Source organism: Persicobacter diffluens, from assembly GCF_036244895.1.
Lineage (GTDB): Bacteria > Bacteroidota > Bacteroidia > Cytophagales > Cyclobacteriaceae > Persicobacter > Persicobacter diffluens.
In genome coordinates, this window is record NZ_BQKE01000004.1 from 61015 (window position 1) to 85619 (window position 24605).

At 44.5% G+C, this 24605-nt stretch carries 12 protein-coding genes; 1 reads left to right on the plus strand and 11 read right to left on the minus strand.

Annotated elements, in window-relative coordinates; all coding sequences use genetic code 11:
- Positions 1 to 11: 11 nt before the first annotated feature.
- The gene (locus AAA970_RS22605) at positions 12 to 1493 is read right to left on the minus strand and encodes a hypothetical protein (protein ID WP_338239151.1); all 1482 of its coding nucleotides are present in this window, start codon (positions 1491 to 1493) and stop codon (positions 12 to 14) included.
- 474 nt (positions 1494 to 1967) lie between these two features.
- Here AAA970_RS22605 and AAA970_RS22610 point away from each other — a divergent pair, with 474 nt between their 5' ends.
- Entirely contained in the window at positions 1968 to 2504 is a 537-nt protein-coding gene (locus AAA970_RS22610; RefSeq protein WP_338239152.1) for an NUDIX hydrolase, read from the plus strand.
- Positions 2505 to 3335: 831 nt separating this feature from the next.
- On the opposite strand, the gene AAA970_RS22615 is transcribed toward AAA970_RS22610, so the two are convergent.
- From AAA970_RS22615 to AAA970_RS22660, 10 genes are all read right to left on the minus strand, one after another.
- Positions 3336 to 4535 (minus strand): MFS transporter, encoded by a 1200-nt coding sequence (locus AAA970_RS22615; RefSeq protein ID WP_338239154.1) that lies wholly within the window; start codon positions 4533 to 4535, stop codon positions 3336 to 3338.
- Positions 4536 to 4546: 11 nt separating this feature from the next.
- Complete coding sequence (locus AAA970_RS22620; protein WP_338239155.1) at positions 4547 to 7510, minus strand: T9SS type A sorting domain-containing protein; 2964 nt, start codon at positions 7508 to 7510, stop codon at positions 4547 to 4549.
- A 319-nt stretch (positions 7511 to 7829) separates the two neighbouring features.
- Complete coding sequence (locus AAA970_RS22625) at positions 7830 to 10148, minus strand: hypothetical protein (RefSeq protein WP_338239156.1); 2319 nt, start codon at positions 10146 to 10148, stop codon at positions 7830 to 7832.
- A 3-nt stretch (positions 10149 to 10151) separates the two neighbouring features.
- Entirely contained in the window at positions 10152 to 13715 is a 3564-nt protein-coding gene (locus AAA970_RS22630) for a glycosyl hydrolase family 28-related protein (protein ID WP_338239157.1), read from the minus strand.
- 51 nt (positions 13716 to 13766) lie between these two features.
- Complete coding sequence (locus AAA970_RS22635; RefSeq protein WP_338239158.1) at positions 13767 to 16088, minus strand: GH92 family glycosyl hydrolase; 2322 nt, start codon at positions 16086 to 16088, stop codon at positions 13767 to 13769.
- A 127-nt stretch (positions 16089 to 16215) separates the two neighbouring features.
- Positions 16216 to 18981 (minus strand): outer membrane protein assembly factor BamB family protein, encoded by a 2766-nt coding sequence (locus AAA970_RS22640; RefSeq protein ID WP_338239159.1) that lies wholly within the window; start codon positions 18979 to 18981, stop codon positions 16216 to 16218.
- Between the two features lie 246 nt (positions 18982 to 19227).
- Positions 19228 to 20589 (minus strand): glycosyl hydrolase, encoded by a 1362-nt coding sequence (locus AAA970_RS22645; RefSeq protein ID WP_338239160.1) that lies wholly within the window; start codon positions 20587 to 20589, stop codon positions 19228 to 19230.
- Between the two features lie 5 nt (positions 20590 to 20594).
- A complete protein-coding gene (locus AAA970_RS22650) occupies positions 20595 to 21293 on the minus strand; it encodes an enoyl-CoA hydratase/isomerase family protein (RefSeq protein WP_338239161.1) in 699 nt (232 codons plus the stop codon).
- A 100-nt stretch (positions 21294 to 21393) separates the two neighbouring features.
- Positions 21394 to 22953, minus strand: coding sequence for an acyl CoA:acetate/3-ketoacid CoA transferase (locus tag AAA970_RS22655; protein WP_338239162.1), 1560 nt, complete (start codon positions 22951 to 22953; stop codon positions 21394 to 21396).
- Between the two features lie 25 nt (positions 22954 to 22978).
- On the minus strand, positions 22979 to 24478 hold the full coding sequence (locus AAA970_RS22660; protein WP_338239163.1) for an aldehyde dehydrogenase family protein: 1500 nt from the start codon (positions 24476 to 24478) through the stop codon (positions 22979 to 22981).
- Positions 24479 to 24605: the final 127 nt, after the last annotated feature.

A 24605-nucleotide genomic window follows, 5' to 3' on the forward strand; every position in this document is an offset into this window, starting at 1 on the left:
TAGTAGGTTAATTACCAGGTTCCTTCTTTATTCTGTGGATAGTTTTTCCAAAAGCCCGAGCTTCCTCCATCATTGAGTTCGGCATCCATCCAATTGTTAAGATCTGAAGGTACCAAGTCATAAAACTCCTTATCAATCGCTCCTTCAGCTTTTTGATAACTTGAAAAATCCACATCAAAATCCGGAGCAGCATTCTTGAACGTTCGCAATTCCACATGCCCACTACCACGTTTGGTTAAAAATGTAAATGATCCTTGATCCCCATTCATCGAATAGGCGAAGCGCTTAGGATTAGTCTGCTCAGGGAACACCCCGTCAGTGGCGACGTCCACATAGCCATTATTTACTTCCCTACCTTGCATTCCAAAATAAAGTGGCTTCCATCCTCCTCCTTCTATTGGTTTAGTAAATACCTGGTGTACATAATCAGTATAGGTAGAAGATATTTGATACCCTACCATTTCGCCCAAGGCGGTATTTTCCCAGGTATAAACCAAACACCATTCATCACCTACAATATTGGTATGCGTAGTGTCAGCTTCTGCTGGTGGGTTGAAATAATAGTTAATTACGTTCAACGTTCCGGTCATGAAGTTTACATTACCCCAGACAACTCCCATCGTACCATCATTTTGATTTTTTTGCATCTCAACAGCTGCTACATGTGCCTTGCTTAAGTGCTCCCCAATAAAGGCCATTCTTACAGGTGTAAAGTCTTCTGGTGGTGGAGGTGTGGGCCATACCCCATCGTAATCAACATCCTCACCATTTTCCTTATAGGCGACCAACTTTCCGCCCGTACCCAGTACATTGATATCAAAGGCATATCTTTTTTTGGAATCTTCCTTTATGACCACATCATGTACGCCATCATAAGCGGAAGTAACCTCCTGCTGTTTATAGGCAACCTGAACACGACCAGAGACCGGCTCAGGCACATAGCCTATTTGGTAATGAAGATTATTCCGAGAGTCCTGCGACCACTTGATCGTATCTGTTCCGAAAACAATCTCACCCATTTTATTTTTGGCTTCCTTGGTCTCTTTTCCGGATAAAATCAAGCCTCCCTCAACACTGTAAACATCATGATAAAACACCTCGGCATTGGAAGACACCTGATAGGCTACGTTTTGAAATTCACCCTCTCCAACATCTACCGAAAATTGATATATAAACACTGGTCCCTCTGTTGGTCGGTCCCCCATTTTTTCTACTGATGTCATTACTTCACCAGTAGGATTCAAATATTTACTCGCCCTTTCAATGACTGCATTCCCCTCCTTGAGCTCAAGAATCATTTGCTGGGTAGCTTCATCGTCAATAGGACTCATCACTTCAATCTTCTCTTGAAGTTTAGCGGGCTCTTTCAAAATGGTCCTCAGGGTCATGCCGGCATTCGGATTAGGCTCCAGAGGCTGCACCTCCTCTTCCTGACAGGCAAACAATACAAAACAGGCCATGATTAGCGATAAAGGCCATAAAAATTTTCGCATAATTAGGTAGGTATAGGTTTAAAAAATTGTTGGTCATGCAAGCATTACTTACACGTGTTAAGTAAATCTAATAATTTTTTGTCCTGCCACAAATAATTCCAGGAACTTTTATGTGAAATTTTGAATTCATTAAGCCTTTTTATTATAAAAAATACTTAAAAAGCAATCAAATGCCCATTTTAAAAAAATAATAAAATTACATCTCCCCCCACCAGCCTACCTCACTACATGCTTTAAGAGCGCGATTAAATCCGCACCATCCGACTGCAAATTCGATTTTTGGAAGCAATTTTGGATAATTACTCAACACTAGCGCTACTATTCTCTCTAAATAATCGGGTATCACTTCTGTCATACTTCAAATTTTTCTTACGAATTTTCGCTTATAAACACGTTCATAGTATAGTTTAAATACGCATAACCCTTTGAATTCCCCCAAAAAAGGGTATATTTAACACGTGTAAATATTTTTATATGAGAACGCTACTTACCTTGACCTTCCTAATGGTACTGTCGGTTGGCTATGGACAAAAAAGACAGACCAACTTTTCTTATTTCAAACTCTGCATCGTCAATGACAAGGACGAAGTACTGCTGGTAGAATACAAAGGCATCTGGGAACCGATTGGAAGGCGGTACAACGAGCCCCGAACGATTAGGGAAACCCTGAACCATATGGCTGAAGAGGTGGGGTTAGAAATCAACCACCACCACCTTGGTGCTATGGTGAATCAATATTATAATGGAGGAAAGTACCCAATTATCTTTAATTTCTGGCGGGCAGACTATGTCAAAGGCACCCCAAAGGTTCCAGCGGACTGTACTGATATTAAATGGGTGCCCATCAAAGAGGCTCTGAAACTGGTTCCTTTTGAAAGTATGGTGATGGTGATGGAACAATACCTGGTCAAGGACAAGACCAAAGTCTGGTGTGCATCCATTGATGTAAACAATCAGGAATGGCCACATAGCTATGTTACGAATATACGGGAGGATTTTTATCCTTTGTAAATATTACTTGTCACTGCTGTAAAGATGTGACTTGTGACGTTTCACCTATTGTTGATCCACAGAAAGGGAGATTTGTCCTCCCAAAATCTTTGTCATTTTACCACAGCTGAAGCATTAGGCCAACAATGAAAAACCTGCTAAGTGCATGCTGGTACGGATTTCATGATACAACTCTTCTGAAATCAAAGTTCGTTGGCCCTCGTCACGACATAAAACTGCGGAATCTCAGACAAAAAATATTGACTAGGACCTAAGCCGGATGAATCATGCATAAATCCTCATTTAACTGCAAGGCGGGAAAAATTTAGGAATATTTCCCTATTCCTTTTTTTTCCAAGGAAGCAGATGAATGAAGAGAAAGGAAGCTTGCCCAATTTTGGGCTATTAACAAATCAATAAACATAATCTTAAAGAATTAGAGATAAACCATTTAAGGTGATTTGCCAATTTAGCTGTGAATAATTCGGACTAATGAAATAGGTCTTTACAGGGTGGCGGCTATCACGAGCCAGACACGCGCGATAGGAGGGTGATTTTCAATATGCGTAAGGTCTCAAAACCAAGCACAACAAAAAAGCGCAAACCAATGCCTGCGCTCTTTTACCTTTCCTATTCGCTTAACTCGAATGATGCATGCTCTAACCCTCGTTTATTTGCAAAGCCGGAAATGAAGGAATTTTTCCTGTTTCGAATTTTGCCCAACGAAGCAGATGAATGAGGAGAAAGCAAGCTTACCCCAATATGGGCTATAAAAAATCGAAGAAAAATATATACAATCCGCTGATGACAAGTAGATTGATATGGCTTAATGAATTGAGCGGTAAATTCGGGTTAAACCAGCTCCCTTTCTTTTAAATCTTCCTCCATTTTGACTTGCTTATTTTTACTCAAAGCTATTTGATTCACGATGATGATATATAATAAACTTGCTGCAAAAATCGACATTGATACGATATGCCCATAAAGGTCGGTGAGTACCCCCAATATCGGTGGTACGATCGCGCCCCCGACGATCCCCATCACCATCAGCCCAGAGATAGGATCCGATAATGAAGGTTTGGCCTTGAGGATTTCTGAGAAGACTATCGGGAAAATCGGGCTGATGCCCAATCCGAAAGCGAATATACCAACCTGCACCAGCAACACTGTTGGGGCAAACATCATCAAAACCAAGCCCGACAAGGCGAGGATCAGGTTTAAAGCCAAAAACAACCGGTCATTGACAAATTTCAATACTATCCCTGCGATCATACGACCAAACATGGCAGAAAAAAAATACAGGCTGATCGTCAGCCCTGCTTCTTCTTTGGCTACCTGAAAATTATCCACCAGAAAAGAGGTGATCTTTGCATACATACCGACATCGAGTCCCACACATAAAAAGATACAGGCGAAAGCAATGAAGACCTGCTTGTCCTTGAGCAAACGTAAGCTATCTCCTACAGAAAAGGTGATTTTCTCTCCTGCAATGATATTAGGTGTTGCAGACAACCACACCCCATTTAACAAAGCCAAGGCACCATAAAGGGGGAATAACAATCGCCAATTTCCAAACTGAGCCGCCATAAAAGCCACCAAAACAGGACCCAGCAATGAGGCGGTAGATTTCAACACCTGGCCCACCGAAAGAAAGGAGGACAGCTTGTCGTTGGACACCACCTGCATCATAAGCGGGTTGGTGGATACCTGAATTAGGGTATTGCCCAGCCCGACCAGGGTGAAAGTGATCAACATCACCGGATAGGAATAGGGCAACAAAGGCACCAACATCCCGGCAATGGTCACTAGCATCCCGAGCTGTAACATGCGTCGTTTTCCCATCTTAAACTGCGCCATCCCTGCCGGGACAGCCAACAGAAAAAACCAGATAAATACCATTGAAGGCAAGAGTTGCGCTTCGGTTTCGGAAAGGTTAAAGTCCATTTTAACAAAACCGACTGATATACCGACAATGTCCACAAATCCAGTTACAAAAAAGGCAAACAATACCGGAAATAGTCCGCGAAAAAGTGATGTTGAGTTGGGTTTCATCTTTAAAAAAATTAATACTTTAAAATCTTATATACTTTTTGACCAATGTTTAATAAATAAAGTCCTGCAGGTTGTGAACGCATATCTATTTCCTTTGATCCAATGGATTCGAATAAAATTTGACCATTGAGGTTCTTTAGCACTATCCTTTTCCCTGTCGAATTATTCAGGAAGAGTGTTCCGCTGACGGGATTAGGATATACGGCCACGATCGTTTGATGAGTTTCCAATATCCGCTGGTTAGGAGTGGTAGGCACCAGCTCCCAATGGGTTTTCTCTCCCGTATAATTTCTGTCCTCGCCCAAAAAATTGTTGTTCTGCCAAAGGTTTCTGTCGTTGCCCGCCGACTTCACCCAATAATAGGTCTTGCCATTGGCTTCCGCCGCCTGCTCTATTTTCCACTGGGTGAATCCACCCGTCCACGTACCATATTGCATAAAAACAAGATAGTCATTTCGGTTTTCATCGTTGTTGGTCCATAACCGATTACCAGAACCTATATTTTGTACAAAATACTGTCCATCAACTCCGGACTCAATGATTTCCCACTTTACAAATTCGCTATTGTCACTCGCCCCCACCATACTCACCGTCGACCCGATACTGCTATTGCCAGTGGCATTACTGGTAGGTCGAAGCCTTCTGCCCGATTGCCTATTGACCAAAATGTAGGTGCCAGGCGTGAATCCCGAAGGTGGTGGAGTACTCCCATTACCTTCATAAACCGGCCAGGCAGTATAATCCCAGGAGGCATTCGCCCAGTCTCGAAGGTCATTGAAATTATCTTCAGAAATTTCAGTCCCATCCTTTAACAAATACAATAAAGTGTAAATCGCATCAATTTCTACCGCATCATTGGCATCCTCGCAGCCTCCACAACTTCGTCGGTCATAAAAAACACAACTGCCTCCGTTGGTGACACCATTGACCGGATTGGTGTTTCTATTTTCAAGGTGGTAGTCTGTCCGTTCACAAGTATTGACTGCCGTTCGGGGCCATTGATTGTCATTAAAACCACTCAATCGATTGGTGGTCGCCGCCCAAAACTCATTACGGATACGGTATCGAAGATCAGCATCCAAAGCATCAAAAGTGGTCGTTATTGCCTTGCCCGTACCGTACAATCGCCAGGGCGAAAGCTCACGCATGTTCCACCCAGGATAATATTGATTTAACTGGTTGGGCGCATATCCATTATTGCGCTGTTCAGCGGTTTTGAGATAATTCTGAAAAAAGCGAATAGGTTCATATCGGCCACTTCGCTCCCCAAGTCGGTGAATATGCTGTAAATTATAGGCAAAATCGTTGGGCTCCACCTGCCCTCCCCTGCGGTGTCCGGGCGTAAGGGTCAATTGTACCTGATACCAGAGCGATGACAAATAAATGCTTTTAGTCTGTTTCAGACTTGTATTATCGGATAAAAAATAGGAGTTCCCACGCTTACCGGAAATGATATGTGCCGCATTCTGAAATACCGCCCACTGCCGTGTCGGCCACTGCTGATGCTCCTCTTCTGCATTGGGAATGTTACCAAAATCATTGATCTGATGCAGGTTATATTGATGAATGACATCAAAATGCTTGACCGCAAACCAATGTGCCAGACTCCGCTTTTTGTCTTCTACCGCCTGCGTACTTGAATTATCTGCCCACCAAGGCGAACGTGGTGTGGAGATGCTATAATCATTACGCAAAATTTTATGTATCTCACGCGCAAAAATCCCGGTAGCCTCAAAAACGCCATTGTTGTTGTAGGCACCACTGACCCCATTCTTACTGTTCAGGTTATTGATTTTGGTAGAAGTATTGACGGCGTTTCGCAGGTTAAAGAAAGCATTCTCAATATGCTGATATTCATTATTGGGCAGGATATCTTTGGGGTGAACGGTGGGTAGCCATTCATTCCAGTCTGGAAACTGTACGGCGATGCGCTGAGTTCGGATATTGGTGTTGCCCTCATAATTATCAATGACATTTTGGATTTGGGAAGATGTTGGGCCTGTACTACCAAAAAGGTCCTGCAGTAATACCTCCTCATCCTCGCCAACAGCTTCCAATCCCTGCCCTGCAGGCCATTCGAATTTGTTGTCATCAGCATTGGGTCCGGGCTGAAAAGGTGGTTGCCATGGGCGCCCATTTTTGGATTGCTGAAAACTCAAATCCCGGATATATTGGGCGATTTGCTCGCCCTGCTCATGCTCCAAACCATGAAAAGTGGCGCGGGCAATAATGGATTCATTGGAGTAATTAAAATATTTGAGATCATAACCGTTATAGGCATGACAGTCCGAACAGCTCGCCTGAATTGTAGAACCATTGGCATCAATCAACGAAGGAGCACCATTCTTACCAAACCAAAGGTCCTCACCATCCGAGCGCATACTCGCCTGATTGGATTGCCCATCAAAAGGCCCTACCCAATTCGAGGGGTCGGTATCCATCAATTCATTTTTAATCTGATTGATTTCACTTTTATTATTGGATTTCCATAAAGCCAATTCAACGATTCGGAAGCCACTTTCTTCTGTTCCGCCGATATAATCATACCAAAATTCAATATCGTGACGCGCATTACTTTGAAAGCCCGTTACTGCCGTTGCGAAGCGAACAGTCCCGAAGCCACCACCCAGGCCTCCATAGGCCTGATCAATCGGGAATTGCCCGTAGTTGGGGTTAGCGTCTTGCCATCCCGTCCAACTGTTGGGCGAACTGCCATTGTAAGACCGCACTCTGTATTTGAGGGCGGTGGCAGTGTTGAGGTTGTTTATCCGAAGGTAAAGCCATCCTGCGGACCCCGAAAAATTCTTGGTATCGATCCGCACCACCTTGGTTTCTCGCCAGGCGGTATTGGCTTCATTTCTTACCCTGAATACTTCTATGGGGATGTTTATTTGGGGTTGTGCCCACAGTTGCATAAATGGCAACAGGCATAATAAGAGGATTAATTTGAGGTGTTTTTGGGGGGTAAGTTTCATTTGAAAAAAATTATTTGGGGGAATAGTTATAGGATAAGCCTACAAAATCCGATTGGCTGTTATCCTTTTTTAAGTAGGTTACCACAGATTACTTCTTTCTTGAAGATTCCTGAGGTTATACAAATGCTCGATCTGTAAAAATAATGGGGACAGTCTCATACGTGTGCTTATAATTTCCACTGCCAAATAGAATTTGATGGCACCTACTGTCAAAGCTTTCATGGCTCATTTGCCCGAGGTGATCTTTACAACCACCTCGGGTTAAAAGCATAGATTGTCAATTATCCATCGTCACGCGACACCGTCCTACCAAAAAAATCTATTGTTTAATCACTTTATGGGATTGTCCTTGGATATGCACTAAATACAGTCCTGCGGGGAAACTACTCATATCAAGTCGGTCAGTAATTCCCGCGCTTAGTAAGATCCCATCAGTTGAGAACAACTGATAAGCCTGAGGTTGCGCAAAATATAACAAATGCTCAACAGGATTTGGGAAAAAGAGCACTTGGTTTTCAGTGGTTTGCAGAACTCGGTTATTTTCCAACAAATCCCAATACCAAAGGAGTTTATCATCATTGGTAAAATTAACCTCTTTGATAAAAGAACCGTCCTCATTATTTTCCGGCGAAATATATTTATTCGAAGCTACATTCACAAGACGGAAATACGTTTGATCCACCTGCTCAATTTTCCATCTTGTTTTATTGCCTGTCCATTCTATTGGTTTAAGCAACAAAAAGCCGTTATCTCCATTTGGCGCCCATAATTTTTGTTCTTGCGCTTTGTTAATCAAATAAAATGTTTCATCATCAATAGCTTCCCCACTCCATTGCATATAGTCCCCAACCCATGAAAGCTGACCATTATATATTTTGGCATCCGTTGTCGTTTCTTGAGGTCGAATACCTTTAGCAGTCGCCTTATTTCTGATAATAAAATACCCTTGCGGGAAAGGATCATTTGGGGCAGGGGGAGTAGGATTCGTTCCGTTAGGTTCGATGGGGATTTGTGACTGAAGTGGGTTCACCTCCAACACCATCTTACGAATTTCACGGGTAAGTTGTAAGTACCAGTCTGCTGGATACGTTTTCCCTTCCCACTGATCGGTATTGTAATGCAGGAATTTCCAGTCGTTTGTAAATTGAGCTTTATCTGGAACCTGCTGTTCATTCACCGCACATTTATAGATCGCCGTCCCTTCGTCCACCTCATCAAAATTGGCAATCATCAAATTCTGAGCCCCCGCTTCCAAAAACTTGTAGGCCTGGCGCCAATAAAAAGTACCCCCATTTCTTGGAGTTACATTATAAGCCCCATTGATATTGTACCAGCTGAAACCAGGGAAAATCAACGGTAAATAGCCCACCTGTTTCCCCTGACCATGCATTTCATTAATTCGCACCATATCAGGAATCAATACATTGTTCGTCCAATTATCAACGGCCGTATTGTTTTGATAGCGATTCACCAGCCAGGGTTGAATCATATCATAGGATTCATATACCTCCTGCCATTCATTAGAGGTAAAAGCATCTCCCCCTCCTACATGCCATTTCGACGGTACACCTCCAATGATATAGGCACTGTATTTTTCCCGGTAATCGGGGTGGGTAGGATCTGTAAACCTACGAATGGTATTTTTCGCCTCAGCAGCCGTAATACCCGACGGACGATTCTTAAACCCAATCCCATAAATTCTTATTACCGGCTTATTGTTTTTAAAAAGGTACTTGTTACTGCTAATCCAGTTTTTATTATCGACCACATCCTTCCAATCATTCCACATTTCATTCAAATAATCCTTAGTGTCCGCATTCGAAGCATTAGGATTGGTGGTTAAATTATAAAACAGGGCGATTTTAAGATCCGGTGCGGCAATAGAAGGGTTCTCCGCAGCGGTTACCATATTGTCCATCACCCGATCACGGAAAGCTTTAAAATTGGCATTATTAGCCAGAGGCTCAAGAAACCTTCCGACAAAAAAGGCCTGTAAACCGTATTCGGACATCCATTTGACATGGGTATTAGCGGTGGATTGATCTGCATTGGAATACAAATAAATGTCACTACCATCATTAAATTTCAGATCCGTTTTTTTGCGGTCAGGAAAATCATCGGCATTCACTTGCGGCCAAAGATCCTGCGTAGGGTGACTCTGGTCGTTATTGTTTTCAAACCAATGATTCCAGCGATTTAAATGTCCGTCATTGGGCGTACCGAACCATCCTTGATACCCGACGGTAATACGGCCTCCACCCAACAAAACATTTTGATCCACCTGAATGGAGGTTGTCAATTCGTTACCATTAGACAATCGCCACTGAACCGACTGATTCCCGGTCGTCTTGGAAGCAAGTACGACGAATTGAATAACCTTTTTTTGCCCGCCACTAACATTTTCCGTCGAACGGGTGGTGTAGTTGGTGCTTTGCCAATTGGTTTGCTCCTGAAATTTGAATTCCATATTTCCTGAGTTGGCAAAGGAACTACCCGAAGGAACCATGATTTCGAGTTCAACGGAAAAAGGAGTGCCTGAATAAACCTTGGAAGGGTAGTTTGCACTTTCCGGGGTCTGTGCATACATAGATGACCACCCCAAAAAAAGGGTCGCCATTAGCGTTAAAAATTTCTGCATAGGTTATTGTTTTAAAAATTTATAATCCCTACTGCCTTGCTCACTAAATAATCTCAAAAAATAAATGCCTGAAGGTAATGAATCCACCATGATGCCATTGCCTATTCGATAACAATTGGTCATCTGCCGACCTTCATTATTAAATATAACAAAATTTTCCAAACTTTTAGTACTCGTGTAAGTAAGTTGTAAAAAATCTTCCACAGGATTAGGAAAAAGCCTGATAACACCCCTATCTGCTGCGAGCGGTGGCTGTGGAGGATTGGTCTGCTCCACCTTGTCCCATACCACTTTACCATTTGAATCATCGGTAATTACTGTACCATCCGGCTGTGGTACTCTTTTGATCACCCCGTTGATCTCTGCTCCTTCAATGTCCGGACCGAAATAAAGATACTTCCCGGCCGTATCGGGCACCCCGAAAATATTGGCTCCTTTTTTCAGGCGAAATCGTGGCGCAGTCATTTTGAGCTTTCCTCCAGTTTGCTTCACCCCATAATCGTCATTGGTCGAATGCGTAGTGAAGTTAATTTGCTGAAAGGTAAAATCACCCGATTGCATGTCTATTCCGATTGCTGGTCCCGGCTTGTATCCCCACATCAGGGTATTGAAAAATTTAGCTTTCCCCTCAACATTCGGCCCCATGACCATATAGTGGCAAGGGTTGGGTGAAGACATGGCCACCAGCTGATAATTGATAAAAGTGGCATCGCCGATATTGTCGAAGTATAGGGAAGTTTCGCTTTCATCCGTTCCATGCGCCACAAAAGTACCGCTTGCTCCTTTCCCCGTGGGCTTGCCAGTAATAAAACGTTGTCCTATTTTGGAGCCAAAAACAAAGGTATGTAAGGTTTGCTCATTTTCGGTATAACCAAAGATAAAGGCCTCCAGGCTCTGAATGATGGCATCCCGATCCTGTTCCCAATTTTGCGGACGGTTAGGGTATTCCGAATTCGACCAATAATGACCGATAAAATGAACATTCTTGACAAAGCCATCGCCAAAATTATTATCTACATACAATCCACGGCGCAAGACGCAACCTGCAAGGAAATCTACATGATGCCCCGTACTTTCATATGAGCCCAAATCCACACCGTTATAGGCATTGACCAAAGTAATATCTTTGATCCACACATCAGGGCCAAGATTGGCGATGGCATACGGATAAGGGGTGAAAACACCATCGTTCCAAACCTGATCTCGGTGCCAGATGGTGAAGCCCCGAACCGCCGAATTGGCCTCCAATTCGATAAAGGCCCCAGCCCTTTCGTCTCCATGCCCGTGAATGGTATAAAGCTCACTGCCTTTCATCGGCTTGCCACCATTGATATCCAAAGTATGGTGCGGAACATCAAACACTCCACGCAACTCCACGCCCGTAGGCACGCGAATCTGTCCATTCAATAGATACTGACCTACCGGAACGAAAACCGTACCTCCACCATTTTGCTTAGCTGCATCTAATGCCCTTGTAAAGGCTAAAGTATTGTCGAATTCACCATCTCCTACTGCCCCATAAGCCAAGACATTGAACAGATCCATCTTCGCCGGGCGGTATTTTTGGTCATGGTATTGATAAATGCCTGCATCGAGCTCTTCCGCATCAAAAACTCCAAGGGCAATTTGCGGCTGCACATTGTTGGTCGTTTGATCCTTAATATCTATATTTTCTGCCAAGCCCATTACCTGAACACTTTGCAGCTCATCGCCCAAATAGAGGTTATTTTTTGCTTTTTCGAATGTACAGGAAATCATTGAAAGGTGACCTGCTTGCCCATAAATGTCATAGGCTGCTTGTTGGCTCAAATCAAAATGACTATTAATCAGTGAAAGCGTACCCTGTGCTCCATTGGTTTTAATACCGTACTTTAAATTTCCAAAAAATGAAAGATTACTCAGTTGAGTCACGGTTTCGAAGTCGGAGGCGGTTGCTATACCAATAGAGTTTTCGTATTTGGAACTGATTTCTGCATCAGTAACAAACCAGCCCTGATAATTATTGTCGCCAATCTGCATGCCGATCATATTATCGATCAGCTGAAGTTTATAAAACCCACCATTGGGCCCTTTATTTTCATGTTTGATATAAGAGCGAGCCGTACGCACTCCGATCTTACACCCTTCCACCACCCAATTGAACATCCATGTCCAGGCATAGTGGCGGATATCCGCGCCGATGGTATTGTTGCGCATGTATTCTCTCAAATTATTTTGATCCGTGGAAGATTTTGGAGCTCCCGATAATTTTGAATGCTCCCAGACAGTCGGTGAAATCACAATATTTTGCATACGCGCGCAATCGTATGTCTGATCCCTCTCCAATCCCATTTTCAATGGCGTGATGTAAACATCCTTGAGCGTCAGGAACTGATTCGGGCGGGGACCGAGCTTGATGCCTTTCCATACATTCACCAAAGTAACATTCTCGAGCGTGGCATTATTCATAAAATGCTGACGGATTGTCCATGGATATGGCACCGGATTTTTGAATGATTGCTCCGGATACCAAATACCCAAATCGATTAAGCCCGTCGATCGATCCATCAAAATTGCCGCATCATCCCCATCGGGATGTCCTTCAGTATTTTTTCCCCAACGAATAGACAAAAGCGTCCCCTGATCGGCTCCATTTTCCAATGGATTTTGCCAATCGCCACGCAGGGTTACCCCAGATTTAAGCACCAATTGTTTATTCAATTGATAAACGCCTGCAGGCATATAAATCACTCCACCACCGTGGGTATGCATTTCATCAATCAACCGCTGTAGAACAGGTTGATCATCTGTAAAACCGTCACCCTGCGCCCCACGTTCTTTGGCATTGATGCGGGCAATGACCAAATCCTGTTGTTCGAATTTAGGCTGGTAGACCTTCTCTTCCCCTACGGGTTCATTGGGCTGATCCTTTTTTTTTACCGTAATAGGGTAGTAGGCCGCTTGCGAAGGGTCGGAAATTCCTGCCGCCCACTCGAACACATGTTCGTTCAAAAAGTCCCCACGATCGCTATCCCACACCCCAATGTTAAGATCAAATCCCTCATTAGGAAATGCTTCAAAAACAAGCGACCAGGGAATGGCAACCTCACACCATAATTTTTGATCCGCAGCGATTCGATTGAAGGCAATTTGTGAAGCGATATTTTGACCATTCAACAGGTCATGAACCACCGGCTGATTATTATTCCCCACATTGAAACCCAATTTGACCTCAGTCCCTTCTTTCTTCAAATTGACCTGAAACAAATCCCCTAATAAATTCCCCTCAGGTGAAGAAGAATGATAGCTTTGATCATCCCCCCAAATCCAATACACCAACAAGGCATCGTTATCATAGCCCAAACGAATATTCGCCTGCCCATCGGTAGCTCCTGCGTACGCCCCGGTATAATCTGTTAAGATGAATTCACCCGGCAATGCGAAATTGAAATATGGCTGTTGAACCCAATCACTGATGTCCCCATCTATTTTGATGTTTTCGAGATAAGGTAAGTCTATTGGATCTTGGGCAATGGTAGTCAAAGGTAATATTGACCAAAATAGAAAAATGTAAAGTAATTTTTTCATGGGGTGGAATAGGTGTTGTTGATTTAAAAATGGGTGGCTTGGTCGTGAATATTACAACCCACCATCTGCAAAAGGCACTCGCTCTGATTTCTCTCCCCAACGCGTAGGCTTATTGCTCATCACATACTCCAATTTACCACCTTTCACGATATCCTCATGGCGGATAAATACATTTGGATATTTCTTGCCGTTGAGCTTTACGGATTTGATGTAGATATTCTCGGGAGCATAATTTTCCACCGAAATATCGAAGGTTTTGCTCTCTGATACTTTGATCGAGGCGGATTCCATTAATGGCGAACCAAACACATAAACCCCTCCTGCTGGATTTACCGGATAGAAGCCCATTGCACTGAAAACATACCAGGCCGACATCTGCCCGGCATCCTCATTACCGATATAGCCATCGGGTGCATTTTTGTAAAATTCCTGATCAATGCGGTGAATCAGCTTTTGGGTTTTGGAGGGCTTGCCCACATGTCCATAAAGGTAAGCCACATGGTGACAGGGCTCATTGCCATGCGCATAATCGCCGATCAAACCTGAGACATCCTCGACGGCACTTTCTCCTTGATAAGGCAAGGTAAACAGTTCGTCCAAGCGAGCCTCCAATTGTTTTTCTCCACCCATCAGTTCAGCTAAACCATAAACATCATGCGGAACAAAGAATAAATATTGCCAGGCATTTCCTTCGGTATAATCCCGGTCGTGGAAATCCTCACGGTGGTATGCCCTTGGTTCAAAAGGTTCCCGAAATTCCCCATTATTGAGGCGCGCTCTGAAAAACTGCCATTCCATATCCCAAACATTGCGGTAGTTCTGTGCACGCTGACGATATTTTTCCGCCACCTCTTCCTTGCCCATTTTCTTCGCCGCCAAAGCCAAGGCCCAGTCGTCATAGGCATGCTCCAGGGTTACGCTTACCCCCGTTCTGACCACATCATTGGGGTGGTATCCCTTTTCGATATAATATTTTTGACCGTAATAAGCCGGATAAATCGCACGCCCGGCTGTGCTGTCCACACCAGGATTTTCCGCTGAAGCCACCATACTTTCTAATAATCGGTCGTCCTGACCTGTATAAAGTCCTTTATAATAAGCATCCGCCAAAACAGGGATCGCATGTAAACCAATCATACAGGTATTTTCATTTTGATACAATGACCACATGGGCAACATCTTTTCGGGATTTTCCTGCTGAAAAGCCGTCATGGTTTTCATGATGTCATCGGTGCGTTCGGGCTGCGTCAGGGTCAAAAGCGGATGGGTCGCACGGAAGGTATCCCACAGGCTGAACATGGTATAATGTTCGAAATCATGCCCCTGATGCACCTCCTGATCCATACCCCGATATTCCCCATTCACATCCTGGTTCAAGGTTGGATGGATGAAATTATGATACAGTGCGGTATAGAATTTCGCTACCCGATCCTTGTTTCCGGTGACCGTTATTTTGGATAACTCTTGCTCCCATTTTCGCTCAGCTTGCTTTTTCACCCGATCAAAATCCCAATCCGGAATTTCTTTTTCAAGGTTCTCCAAGGCATTGCGCGCCGAAACCGATGATACGGCAATTTTTACATAAATAGCTTCCTGATCTTCTGTTTTGAAATTAAAAACCGCCTTTAGTTTATCGCTTACCCGGTGATTAAGGTCCTTGAAAAAATGCTTTTTGGTAAAGCCGTATTTATTGGCATCATAAATCAACTTGGATTCATAAGGTTTGGAAAACCGCATGGCAAAATACAGTTGGCGATGGTTTGCCCAAATCCCGTTCGTCAGACGATAACCTGTAACGGTTTGTTGATCTTGGATACTGATCGAAGCATGTTTTACTGATCCTGGGTTACCGTTAATGTGGTGCATTAAGTCGATTAACAGGTGAGCCGAATCCGTTTTAGGAAAGGTCAATTTATAAAAGCCCGTTCTTTCCGTGGCGGTAACCTCCACATTCACATCATAGTCCTGTAAGCGCACCTGATAATAGCCAGGATGTGCCTGCTCGTCTTCATGAGAGAAACGGCTCCGGTAACCATCGTCAATAATATCGGGCTTGCCTGCATTGATATGGATTTTACCAACCGTCGGCTGAATCAGAAAATCCCCCGCCTCCGTCAATCCTGTTCCCGAAAGGTGAATCTGTGAAAAGCCCAAAATGGATTTTGCATCATAATGATAACCGCCTGCCGCGTCCCAGCCACGCTGCGCCCAGTCGGGACCTGCAGCTACGGCACCAAAAGGTACCATCGCATGTGGGAAAGTGTGGCCGTGGCCCCCTGTTCCTATAAAGAGGTTGGTTTGTTCGATAATGCTTTGCCCCAGTGATGGCAGAGACAAAAGGAAGCAGATGATATAGATGGATGTTTTTTTCATGGTTTTATTCTTTTGATTAGCAAGCGAACGCTTGCGGTATTTTGGGTCGTAGCGGGACGCTACGACCAGAATAGGGTATTTTTAGTCTATCACGAGAGGGACTCTCGCGATAGCTTTGGATCAATTTCTATTTCACAGCATGTAAATAACCATTTTTACTGAGAGCAAAAACCTTGTTTCCATAGACTGCCGGAACATTCTCCAACATTTCACCGCCCATATTGTATCGCCAAAGGAGCTCACCAGTTTTTCGGTTTCGGCTCGTCAAAAATACATCGGCGGAAGACCCTCCGATCACTTGATCTCCTGCAATCACGGGAGCAGTCAAACCTCCCATACCATCGGCTGTCCATAGTTGCTCATGGGTTTGATCATCAAAAGCATAAATGGCGGAGCGCATTGGTAATTTGGTAACCCCTCGTACGATCGAACCATACAGAACGCCGTCGTGTGCCGCCACAGTTGCGTTCTGCAGGTAGCCGCGTGGTGCATTCCACTCCCAAGTGATTTGCCCTGTTTTAATATCAATGGCGGCGATTCTTGAACCAAATTTCTGAACGTACAATTTGCCTTTCCAAAGCGTTGGAGCCGCAGAATCTGGCAAACCTCCCCAGTCGTGGAAGCCTGTTTTGGTGCGCCATCTTACTTTTCCTGTTTGTTGGTCAAAAGCATAATAGAAGCCCGACCAAGAGCCTGTGTAAACCGTGTTTTCATCCACAACAGGCACAGAATAAACGCCCGCAGGGTAACCGTGTGTAAATGGCGTATCCTTGGGTAAGGTTGCTTTGATCGTGCCCTTACCCGTGTAAAAAGACCATAACTTTTGACCCGTATCAGCATTCACACCGAAGAAATCACCATCCGTATTCCCAAAAAATAATTTTCCGTCTTTGTAGGCCGGAGCAACCCATACCCGAGCATATTCTTTATTTCTCCAAACCACATCGCCCGTTTTGGCATCGAGGGCAAACACTTCACCAGGGTGATTGTAGCCATAATGTTCGGTATTGGCACCTAAGTAACCAAAGAACACCTTACCTTCAGCAACCATAGGCGCGATCGAAATGGTGCTGCCCACCTCGAATTTCCAAATTTCTTTTCCAGTCTCTACATCGACCGCATTGACAAAACCATCCGGCCCACCAATATAGGCGATGCCATCAGCAACAACCGGCGAGCCCAGTAAGCCCCCCGCCCAATCAGCCATGTGGAAGTTCCCGTCTTCCCATTGCCCTTCGACAATGCCTTTTTTCCAAACAGTATTACCCGTTTCAGGAGAAATCGCTTGCAAAACCCATTGCTGATTGGCGGTATAGATATACTTCTTCCCCGCGACCAAATCCGCTGTTATCGGATGCGTACTTACTTGCTTTTTCCATTTTAGATTCAGACCTGCATTGGCAAGGTTAAAGCGATACATCTTTCCCGAATAATCTACCACATAAAGATCTCCATCAAATACCTGAGGTTGTGCCCTTACCCAATCACCCACCTTGGTTTCATGCAATTGCTTGCCCGTCTTTTGATCCAATAAAAAAACCTGAGCAGCGGCCGTCCCGACCACCAATTTGTCCCCCAACAAAAGTGGCTGGCTAAAAAACTGATCCGCGTGCTCAAGTCGTGAAATGGATGTAAATGTCCATACAATCTCTCCAGTTGACAGATTGATTTTATATAATTTATCTGTGGCACCAGGAATAAAAGCCTCCTTTTTATTTACACTGATCTTCCCAACAATTCCCTGTTCAAACTTTTGTTTCCACTTAAGTTTTCCATTTAAATCATAACAAAATAGGTGCCCTGAACGGTCACCAATCAATAGGTTATCCTCACTAATCAATGGCTTTGTGCCATAGTATGCGCTGTTTTTGATCACCTTTAAATCACCACCTGTCAGCTGATTAGCAAACACTAATTGATTTCCTTTTCGGACATATGCAAAAGGAACAATCTTCGTTGTATCACCTGCAAAAGGCTTCCCAGTTGCTTTGTCCAAAACCTTAATTGATTCAGGACTATAATCAGTACGAACAGTGATATGCTTATCCCCCAAAACAGGTGCCCAACGGGAGCCATGAACCTCGTAAAAGTTCTCTCCGTACTGCCTTGCTTTCCATATTGTTTCTCCTGTATTTTCATCCAGACACATCGCCATTACATCAATCGCGGGCGTGGAAAAATACAATTTACCATCCTTCAAAACAGGGGAAGCATTGGAGTAATAACCTTTGGCAAATCGCCAGACGGCTTTGCCTTCTGTTGCGCCCTGATCAGGGCTGTATCCCGTATGATGCCCATCGGTACCATTGTAAAAATTCCAATTGGTTTTTTGTCCCTTGAAAGACTGGAGTCTACCCTGTTTTTCAGTGATTTTTATATCCTGAGACTGCAAAAGCGATAAAGCACCAAAAGCACTATCGACCAATGCTGGAGCCTTTGGGTTGTCATTTTTAACCTTCAATAATTGATCAGCAAGCGGTTGTAAATCAGAAAGATCATAACCTTTTCGCCACATCAGTCGCCACCAGCGGTAAAGCGCCGCCCGGTGGGCTTTAACATTATTGATGGTAGTAGGCTTGGTTTGAATTTTTTCAAAGGTCAGGTCAATATCATCGATTCCACTGAGGTTTTGAGCAGTGGAAGCCGATCGAAGGCTGATAATTTTCTTCGCAGGAACCTCAAGGGTTGTTGTTTTGGCATAAGGATCTGACAAAAGTCCTTCCGCACCCGACCACTTTAAAAATTGGTTTCCTGAAGGAATGTTGGCCTTCAGCGTAATTTGCTCTCCTGCATCATAATAGCCCAACAACTGACCATCAACCTCTACTTTGGTTTGGTTAGAGTGACAGGAGATGCAAAAGATGAGGATAAAAAAAAGGAGTAGGTTTTTCATGGTATTGGGGAAGGTAAAAAAATTTGAAATTCCCTCAAGAAATTTTATTCTGTTGGGTACGGGCGAACCCACGTGTTCGCCCATATTATCCTTAACCAATGGTATAGGTCAGACCCATGTGTGTGACCCTACCAAAACGGAATATGGTTAGGGGCTAACAATTGAAATACAAATCGTGAGAGACTCCACTGAGATAGGTGGATAAATTTCAGCCCAAGCAAACCGCCTGAACCAAAAGGCATCATCCTATTTTATATCATCAAAATATCGATAATAGCCATTGTTGGAAATGCTTTTCGCCAAAACTGCCAACTCTACCAGATGGTAATCCCCCCACATGGAAGACTCTCCTGCAGCGGCTTTACCTTCCTGTGGTTTATAGTCCCAACCATTTGGCTCATGATAAATCGTATGCAACAGTAGACCCTGATGGTTCACATCCGTGGAGGTATATTCATTTGTTAAAAGCGTCTTGAGCGTAGTCAAACCAGCCTGCGTATATTTCTTGCTCAACTGTGGATCATCGGCGAGCAATAATCTACCCAAACGCAGCATTCCCTGTGCACCAATCGCTGAAGCGGAACTATCGACAGGTTCGAAATCATTGTATGGCTCTGCATCACGATTTCTCCAATCACTCAAAAGGAACAGCTTTGGCGCTCCCGTATCCCAATAGGTAATGCCGTTGGCTGCGGAGTTTTCAATATAAAAATCACAGGTAGCCTGTGCGGCTTTCATCAGGCTGCTGCGAACGGTTACATAGTCTTTGACCGCCAATTTATGTGCATCAATAAACTCGATAAACTCGGTAAATCCTACCATCGCCCAAGCCAGGCCACGTGTCCAGGTGGTGAAGCCTGAAAAGCCCTGTTGTGCATTCGGACAGCGGTAATTACCATCATTGGTATTGAAAATCCCTTCGTGAGAAACACGACCACGCTCATCATAGGAATCCCTGCCCTCACCGTAATAAACAAGGTATTTGGCTGAGATCATCGCATGTTGTACGGCACGGTTGAGCAAGTCTACCTGCTGATCATTTTCCTCCAGCATACGATGCCCCAATTGATGACCCAACAATAAAATTCTCGCCGTGCGGATGGTATCGATGAACAGGGAATGTGGGCCGTTGAAAGAATATAAGTATCCGCCTTCGGGAATTGAAGTCCATCGTTTTGCCTGCACCGATGCCGACATTTTCAAAGCCAGTCGATAGAATTCCTTCTCCCAGTCGGAGGCCTCGAATTTGCCCTGATTCGATAGGCGAAGCAGATTGCCATAGGTGGAAATATTGTTGAAACCGTGGTCATGTACCCCAAAATGTGAAAGATGGTGTGCCATCTCGTTCAGGGTTTTTTCCTTTCCAATGCGTAGCAATTCTTCATCGCCTGTTAGCTCAAAGCCCAAGATGGAAATACCATATTGGAATCCCTGCGTCCACTCGGTCCAGCCGCGGGTAGTGTATTTGCCGTCCACCGTAAAGACAGGTGATCCTTTCTTGGAATCATAGTTGGCATTCAGGGCTTTGGCTTTTATTTTTATTATTTCAGAAAGCTGATCTATGCCTTCCGCTAATTGATCGAAGGTTAATGTTTGGTTTATTTTCATAATTATCAGGATTCATTGGCAATCTGTACCGCCAATACATCAAAAATCACATCTACCCCATCGGTTCGGCGGTGTGGGTTTTGCAAAGCGGATTTCGCAATACTATAGGTTGCTCCTTTGATTTCAAGCAAGCCATTCAAAAAAGCATCTGTTTGCTCCTGCTCCTCCACAATTTTGGTTACCAGTCCCAAACGGTAAGCCTCCTGCGCATCCACATATTCGGAGCCAAGCACCAAGCGTTTGGCCAACGGTTCACCGAAAAGATTACGCAGTCGCGTCATTCCTCCCCAGCCAGGCAACCAACCATTTTTCACTTCGGGCGATGCCAAGAGCGCATTCGGTGTTGCCAAGCGAAAATCACAGGCCAAAGCCAATTCCAGACCTCCACCCATCGCATAGCCATTGACCAGGGCCACGGTCGGCATGCTTAACGCCTCGATTTCATTATTCACCTCATTGCCCAGGCGAATCCACTCTTTGACTTTTTCTCCTGTGAGTGCCTGAAATTCCTTGATGTTTGCTCCCGAAGAGAAAGCTCTTTCACCTGCTCCTGTGATAAGCAGCAATTTGATTTCCTCGTCAACTTTTGCTTGTTGAACTGCTTTTTGCAATCCAATCAGCATCTCAAATCCCATGCAGTTCATTTTCTGTGGGAAGTTGAGCGTAACTTTGAGGATGCCGTTATTTTTTTCTGTTAAAATCATAAATATATCATTTGGTATCGACAGGGCGCTCCCTGTTTTGGTTGCTGCAAGGCATGCCCTGTTTTGATTATCGCAGGGCATGTCCTGCGGCTTCGGATCATTAAACCAATTCCCCCTGTTTGAATTTTTCTTTTAACCCTAAGGATTCACCGTTATAAATGCTGATCGGACAAACCTTCAGGTCATCGGCGATCTCGGGCATGAAATCCATCATCGCCAAAACGTCTTTTTCCAAATCCACACCAGGGGCAATTTCAATCAACTTTAACCCTTTATCGGTCAATTCAAAAACGGCGCGCTCGGTCACATAAAACACCTGCTGCCCATTCTCCCTTGCAAATTCTCCCGAAAAAGTAACCTGCTCCACTTGTTGCACAAATTTCTTCGCCTTACCCGCAAAGGTTACATTTACGCCTTGATCGGTAATTTCCTGTGTGCCTTTCACAGCGAATGAGCCTGTAAAAACCACCTTTTTGGCATTTTGGGAAATATCAATAAATCCTCCACAGCCTGTCAATACATTGCCAAATCGGGAAGAATTGACATTTCCTTTTTGATCAATTTGTGCGAAGCCAAGGAAAGCAATATCCAATCCGCCACCCTGAAAGAAATCAAATTGATAGCCATCATCCACAATAGAAGAAGGATTGTACATCGCCCCGAAATTCAATCCCGTAGTCGGAATTCCTGCAGAAGCGCCCTGCTCGATCATGAAGGTTAAATCTTCGCAAACGCCCTCTTCATTGGCTACGATAGGTACTGCATCCGACATGCCATAGCCCAAATTCACAAAGGCATTGGGTTCCAACTCCATCGAAGCTCGACGCATGATGACTTTTTTCAAGCCCTCCAAACCAAGTTCATCACTTTGATACGTCACATCGCGCTTCACCAAAGCTTCCTCAAAACCTGAGATAAAAGTCATCTCCTGCTCAGGTTCCACCACCACATAATCAATAAAATTACCAGGCACCTTCACATGCCCAGGGTCACAATGCCCTTCCTTCACCTGCTTCACCTGCGCAATCACAATTCCACCATTGGTTTTGGCTGCCTGTGCAATGGACATCATGGCAAAAAAACCTACTTCCTGTTCCATGGTCAAATTCCCCTCACAGTCAATCGATGTTCCACGAATGAAAGCCACATCAATTTTAAATGAAGGATAGAACAAATAATCCTGTCCGTCGATAGGCATCAAACGTACTAAATCATCTTTTGCCTGTTCATTCACTTTGCCTCCTTCCAAGCGTGGATCAACAAAAGTTTTCAATCCAACACGTGTAAGTAATCCAGGTTTACGAGAAGCCGAGGCGCGCATCAAGTGGCTCAACACACCCTGCGGAAGGTTATAGCCTTCGATTTTCCCCGCTTTGGCAAGGACGGTCATCTTTGGTGCATTGCCCCAAAAACCTCCGACATCCCTTTTGATCAATCCCTCTCGGGCAATATGATTCAATCCACGACAGTCATTATCCCCGATACCACAAGGGTGAATGGAGGTGATATTTTTTGGAGCACCTGTCCGCTCATATCTTTCCCCCAATGCCTGCAACAAACGATCGGGCACCGCATGTCCTGCGCCAGCACCTCCAACCGCCAAAGTATCTCCGTCTTTTATGTATCCGACCGCCTGGTCGCTATCAATAATCTTAAACATGATGAGTCAATTTTTTGGTTAAAATTTATTCGCCAGTGGTCCAGTTACCTGCCGTTGGATTGGCTTTTATTAAAATGGATTTGGTTTCCAAATATTCCTCCACGCTGTTCACGCCCAGTTCACGCCCAAGCCCACTTTGCTTCATGCCACCAAAAGGCACTTCAGGAAAGCCCGTCATCCAGTTATTTACCCAGACCGTACCCGCCTTGATTTTTCGGCTTGCCGTCATGGCGATGTTGAGGTCCTTCGTCCAGATGCCCGAAGACAAACCAAACTCCGTGCTGTTGGCAATATCCACCGCTTCCTGATTTTCCTTGAAAGTAATGATGGACAATACGGGACCGAAGATTTCCTCCTTGGCGATACTCATCTCGGGTGTTACGTCCGTGAAGATGGTCGGCTCTATAAATATGCCTTCAGGCGTATCCAACTTCTTCCCCCCTAAGGCCAAGGTTGCTCCCTGACTTTTGCCCTCTTCGATATAATGCATGATTTTATCGCACTGCTGAGGGTTAATGATCGCTCCCATCTTAACGCTTGGATCCAATGGATCACCGAACTTCATCTTTTTAGCGTGTGCCACCACTTTTTCTATAAAAGCATCTTTTAATGATTCATGAATGATGATCCGCGAACCACTATTACAACATTCGCCCATATTGAAGAAAATACCGAAGACTACCGCATCAACCAACACATCCAAATCAGCATCAGCAAAAACCACCTGAGGATTCTTGCCTCCCAGCTCCAGCTCCACCTTTTTCAAGGTATCGGCCGCCGCTTTGGTGATCATTCTGCCGACCTGCGTAGAACCGGTAAAAGTGATCATGTCCACATCAGGATGAGAAGAAAGCGTCGTCCCCACGGGATCTCCATAGCCTGCCAAAACATTCACTACACCATCGGGTACACCCGCCTGCTGACAGATTTCACCGAGCAATAAAGTGGTTCCAGGCGTCATTTCCGAAGGCTTGATCACCGCCGTACAACCCGCAGCCAAAGCGAAAGGCAATTTTTGGGAGATGATCAACAGCGGGAAGTTCCATGGCGTAATCATACCCACAACCCCAACAGCTTCTTTGATCGTCATCACCGTCATCTCAGCTCCCAAATTGGTATTGGCTCCCCCCTGAATATGTCGGCACATGGTAGCGGCAAAATCCCACAGGCCCGCGGCCCACTCCATTTCGTCCACCGCCTGGCTGATCGGCTTACCACTTTCCAAGCATTCAATCAAAGCTAACTCGTCTGCCCGATCCCGGATTCCCTGAGCTATATTGGCAATGATCTTGGATCGGTCAATACCGGATAGGTCTGCCCACTGTCCATGATCAAATGTTTCACGAGCTACCTTGATGGCGGCAACGGTATCCTGTTCTGAAGAAAAAGGGTATTGGCCGACGGTCTGTTGATGCCCAGGACTTTGACGGCTAAAAGTCGCTTGCTCTTTGGCATCCACCCACTGCCCATTCACCCAGTTTTTAAAAATCCGCGCCTGTTTTGGCAATTGGAAGGTCTTATTCATGATGTTGGTTCAATATTTTCAAAAATCCACCTACTTTAGAGCATGATTAAAAGCACACCATCCGGCTGCAAATTTTGGCTTTTAAACACGCGCTTAGGTAGGTATATCGTGATCAAAAAAGTATTTC

Coding starts and splice junctions, on each gene's coding strand:
- AAA970_RS22645 (WP_338239160.1), bottom strand. CDS start 20,589: ATGAAAATAAACCAAACATTAACCTTCGATCAATTAGCGGAAGGCATA.
- AAA970_RS22605 (WP_338239151.1), bottom strand. CDS start 1,493: ATGCGAAAATTTTTATGGCCTTTATCGCTAATCATGGCCTGTTTTGTA.
- AAA970_RS22625 (WP_338239156.1), bottom strand. CDS start 10,148: ATGCAGAAATTTTTAACGCTAATGGCGACCCTTTTTTTGGGGTGGTCA.
- AAA970_RS22635 (WP_338239158.1), bottom strand. CDS start 16,088: ATGAAAAAAACATCCATCTATATCATCTGCTTCCTTTTGTCTCTGCCA.
- AAA970_RS22615 (WP_338239154.1), bottom strand. CDS start 4,535: ATGAAACCCAACTCAACATCACTTTTTCGCGGACTATTTCCGGTATTG.
- AAA970_RS22640 (WP_338239159.1), bottom strand. CDS start 18,981: ATGAAAAACCTACTCCTTTTTTTTATCCTCATCTTTTGCATCTCCTGT.
- AAA970_RS22620 (WP_338239155.1), bottom strand. CDS start 7,510: ATGAAACTTACCCCCCAAAAACACCTCAAATTAATCCTCTTATTATGC.
- AAA970_RS22655 (WP_338239162.1), bottom strand. CDS start 22,953: ATGTTTAAGATTATTGATAGCGACCAGGCGGTCGGATACATAAAAGAC.
- AAA970_RS22650 (WP_338239161.1), bottom strand. CDS start 21,293: ATGATTTTAACAGAAAAAAATAACGGCATCCTCAAAGTTACGCTCAAC.
- AAA970_RS22610 (WP_338239152.1), top strand. CDS start 1,968: ATGAGAACGCTACTTACCTTGACCTTCCTAATGGTACTGTCGGTTGGC.
- AAA970_RS22630 (WP_338239157.1), bottom strand. CDS start 13,715: ATGAAAAAATTACTTTACATTTTTCTATTTTGGTCAATATTACCTTTG.
- AAA970_RS22660 (WP_338239163.1), bottom strand. CDS start 24,478: ATGAATAAGACCTTCCAATTGCCAAAACAGGCGCGGATTTTTAAAAAC.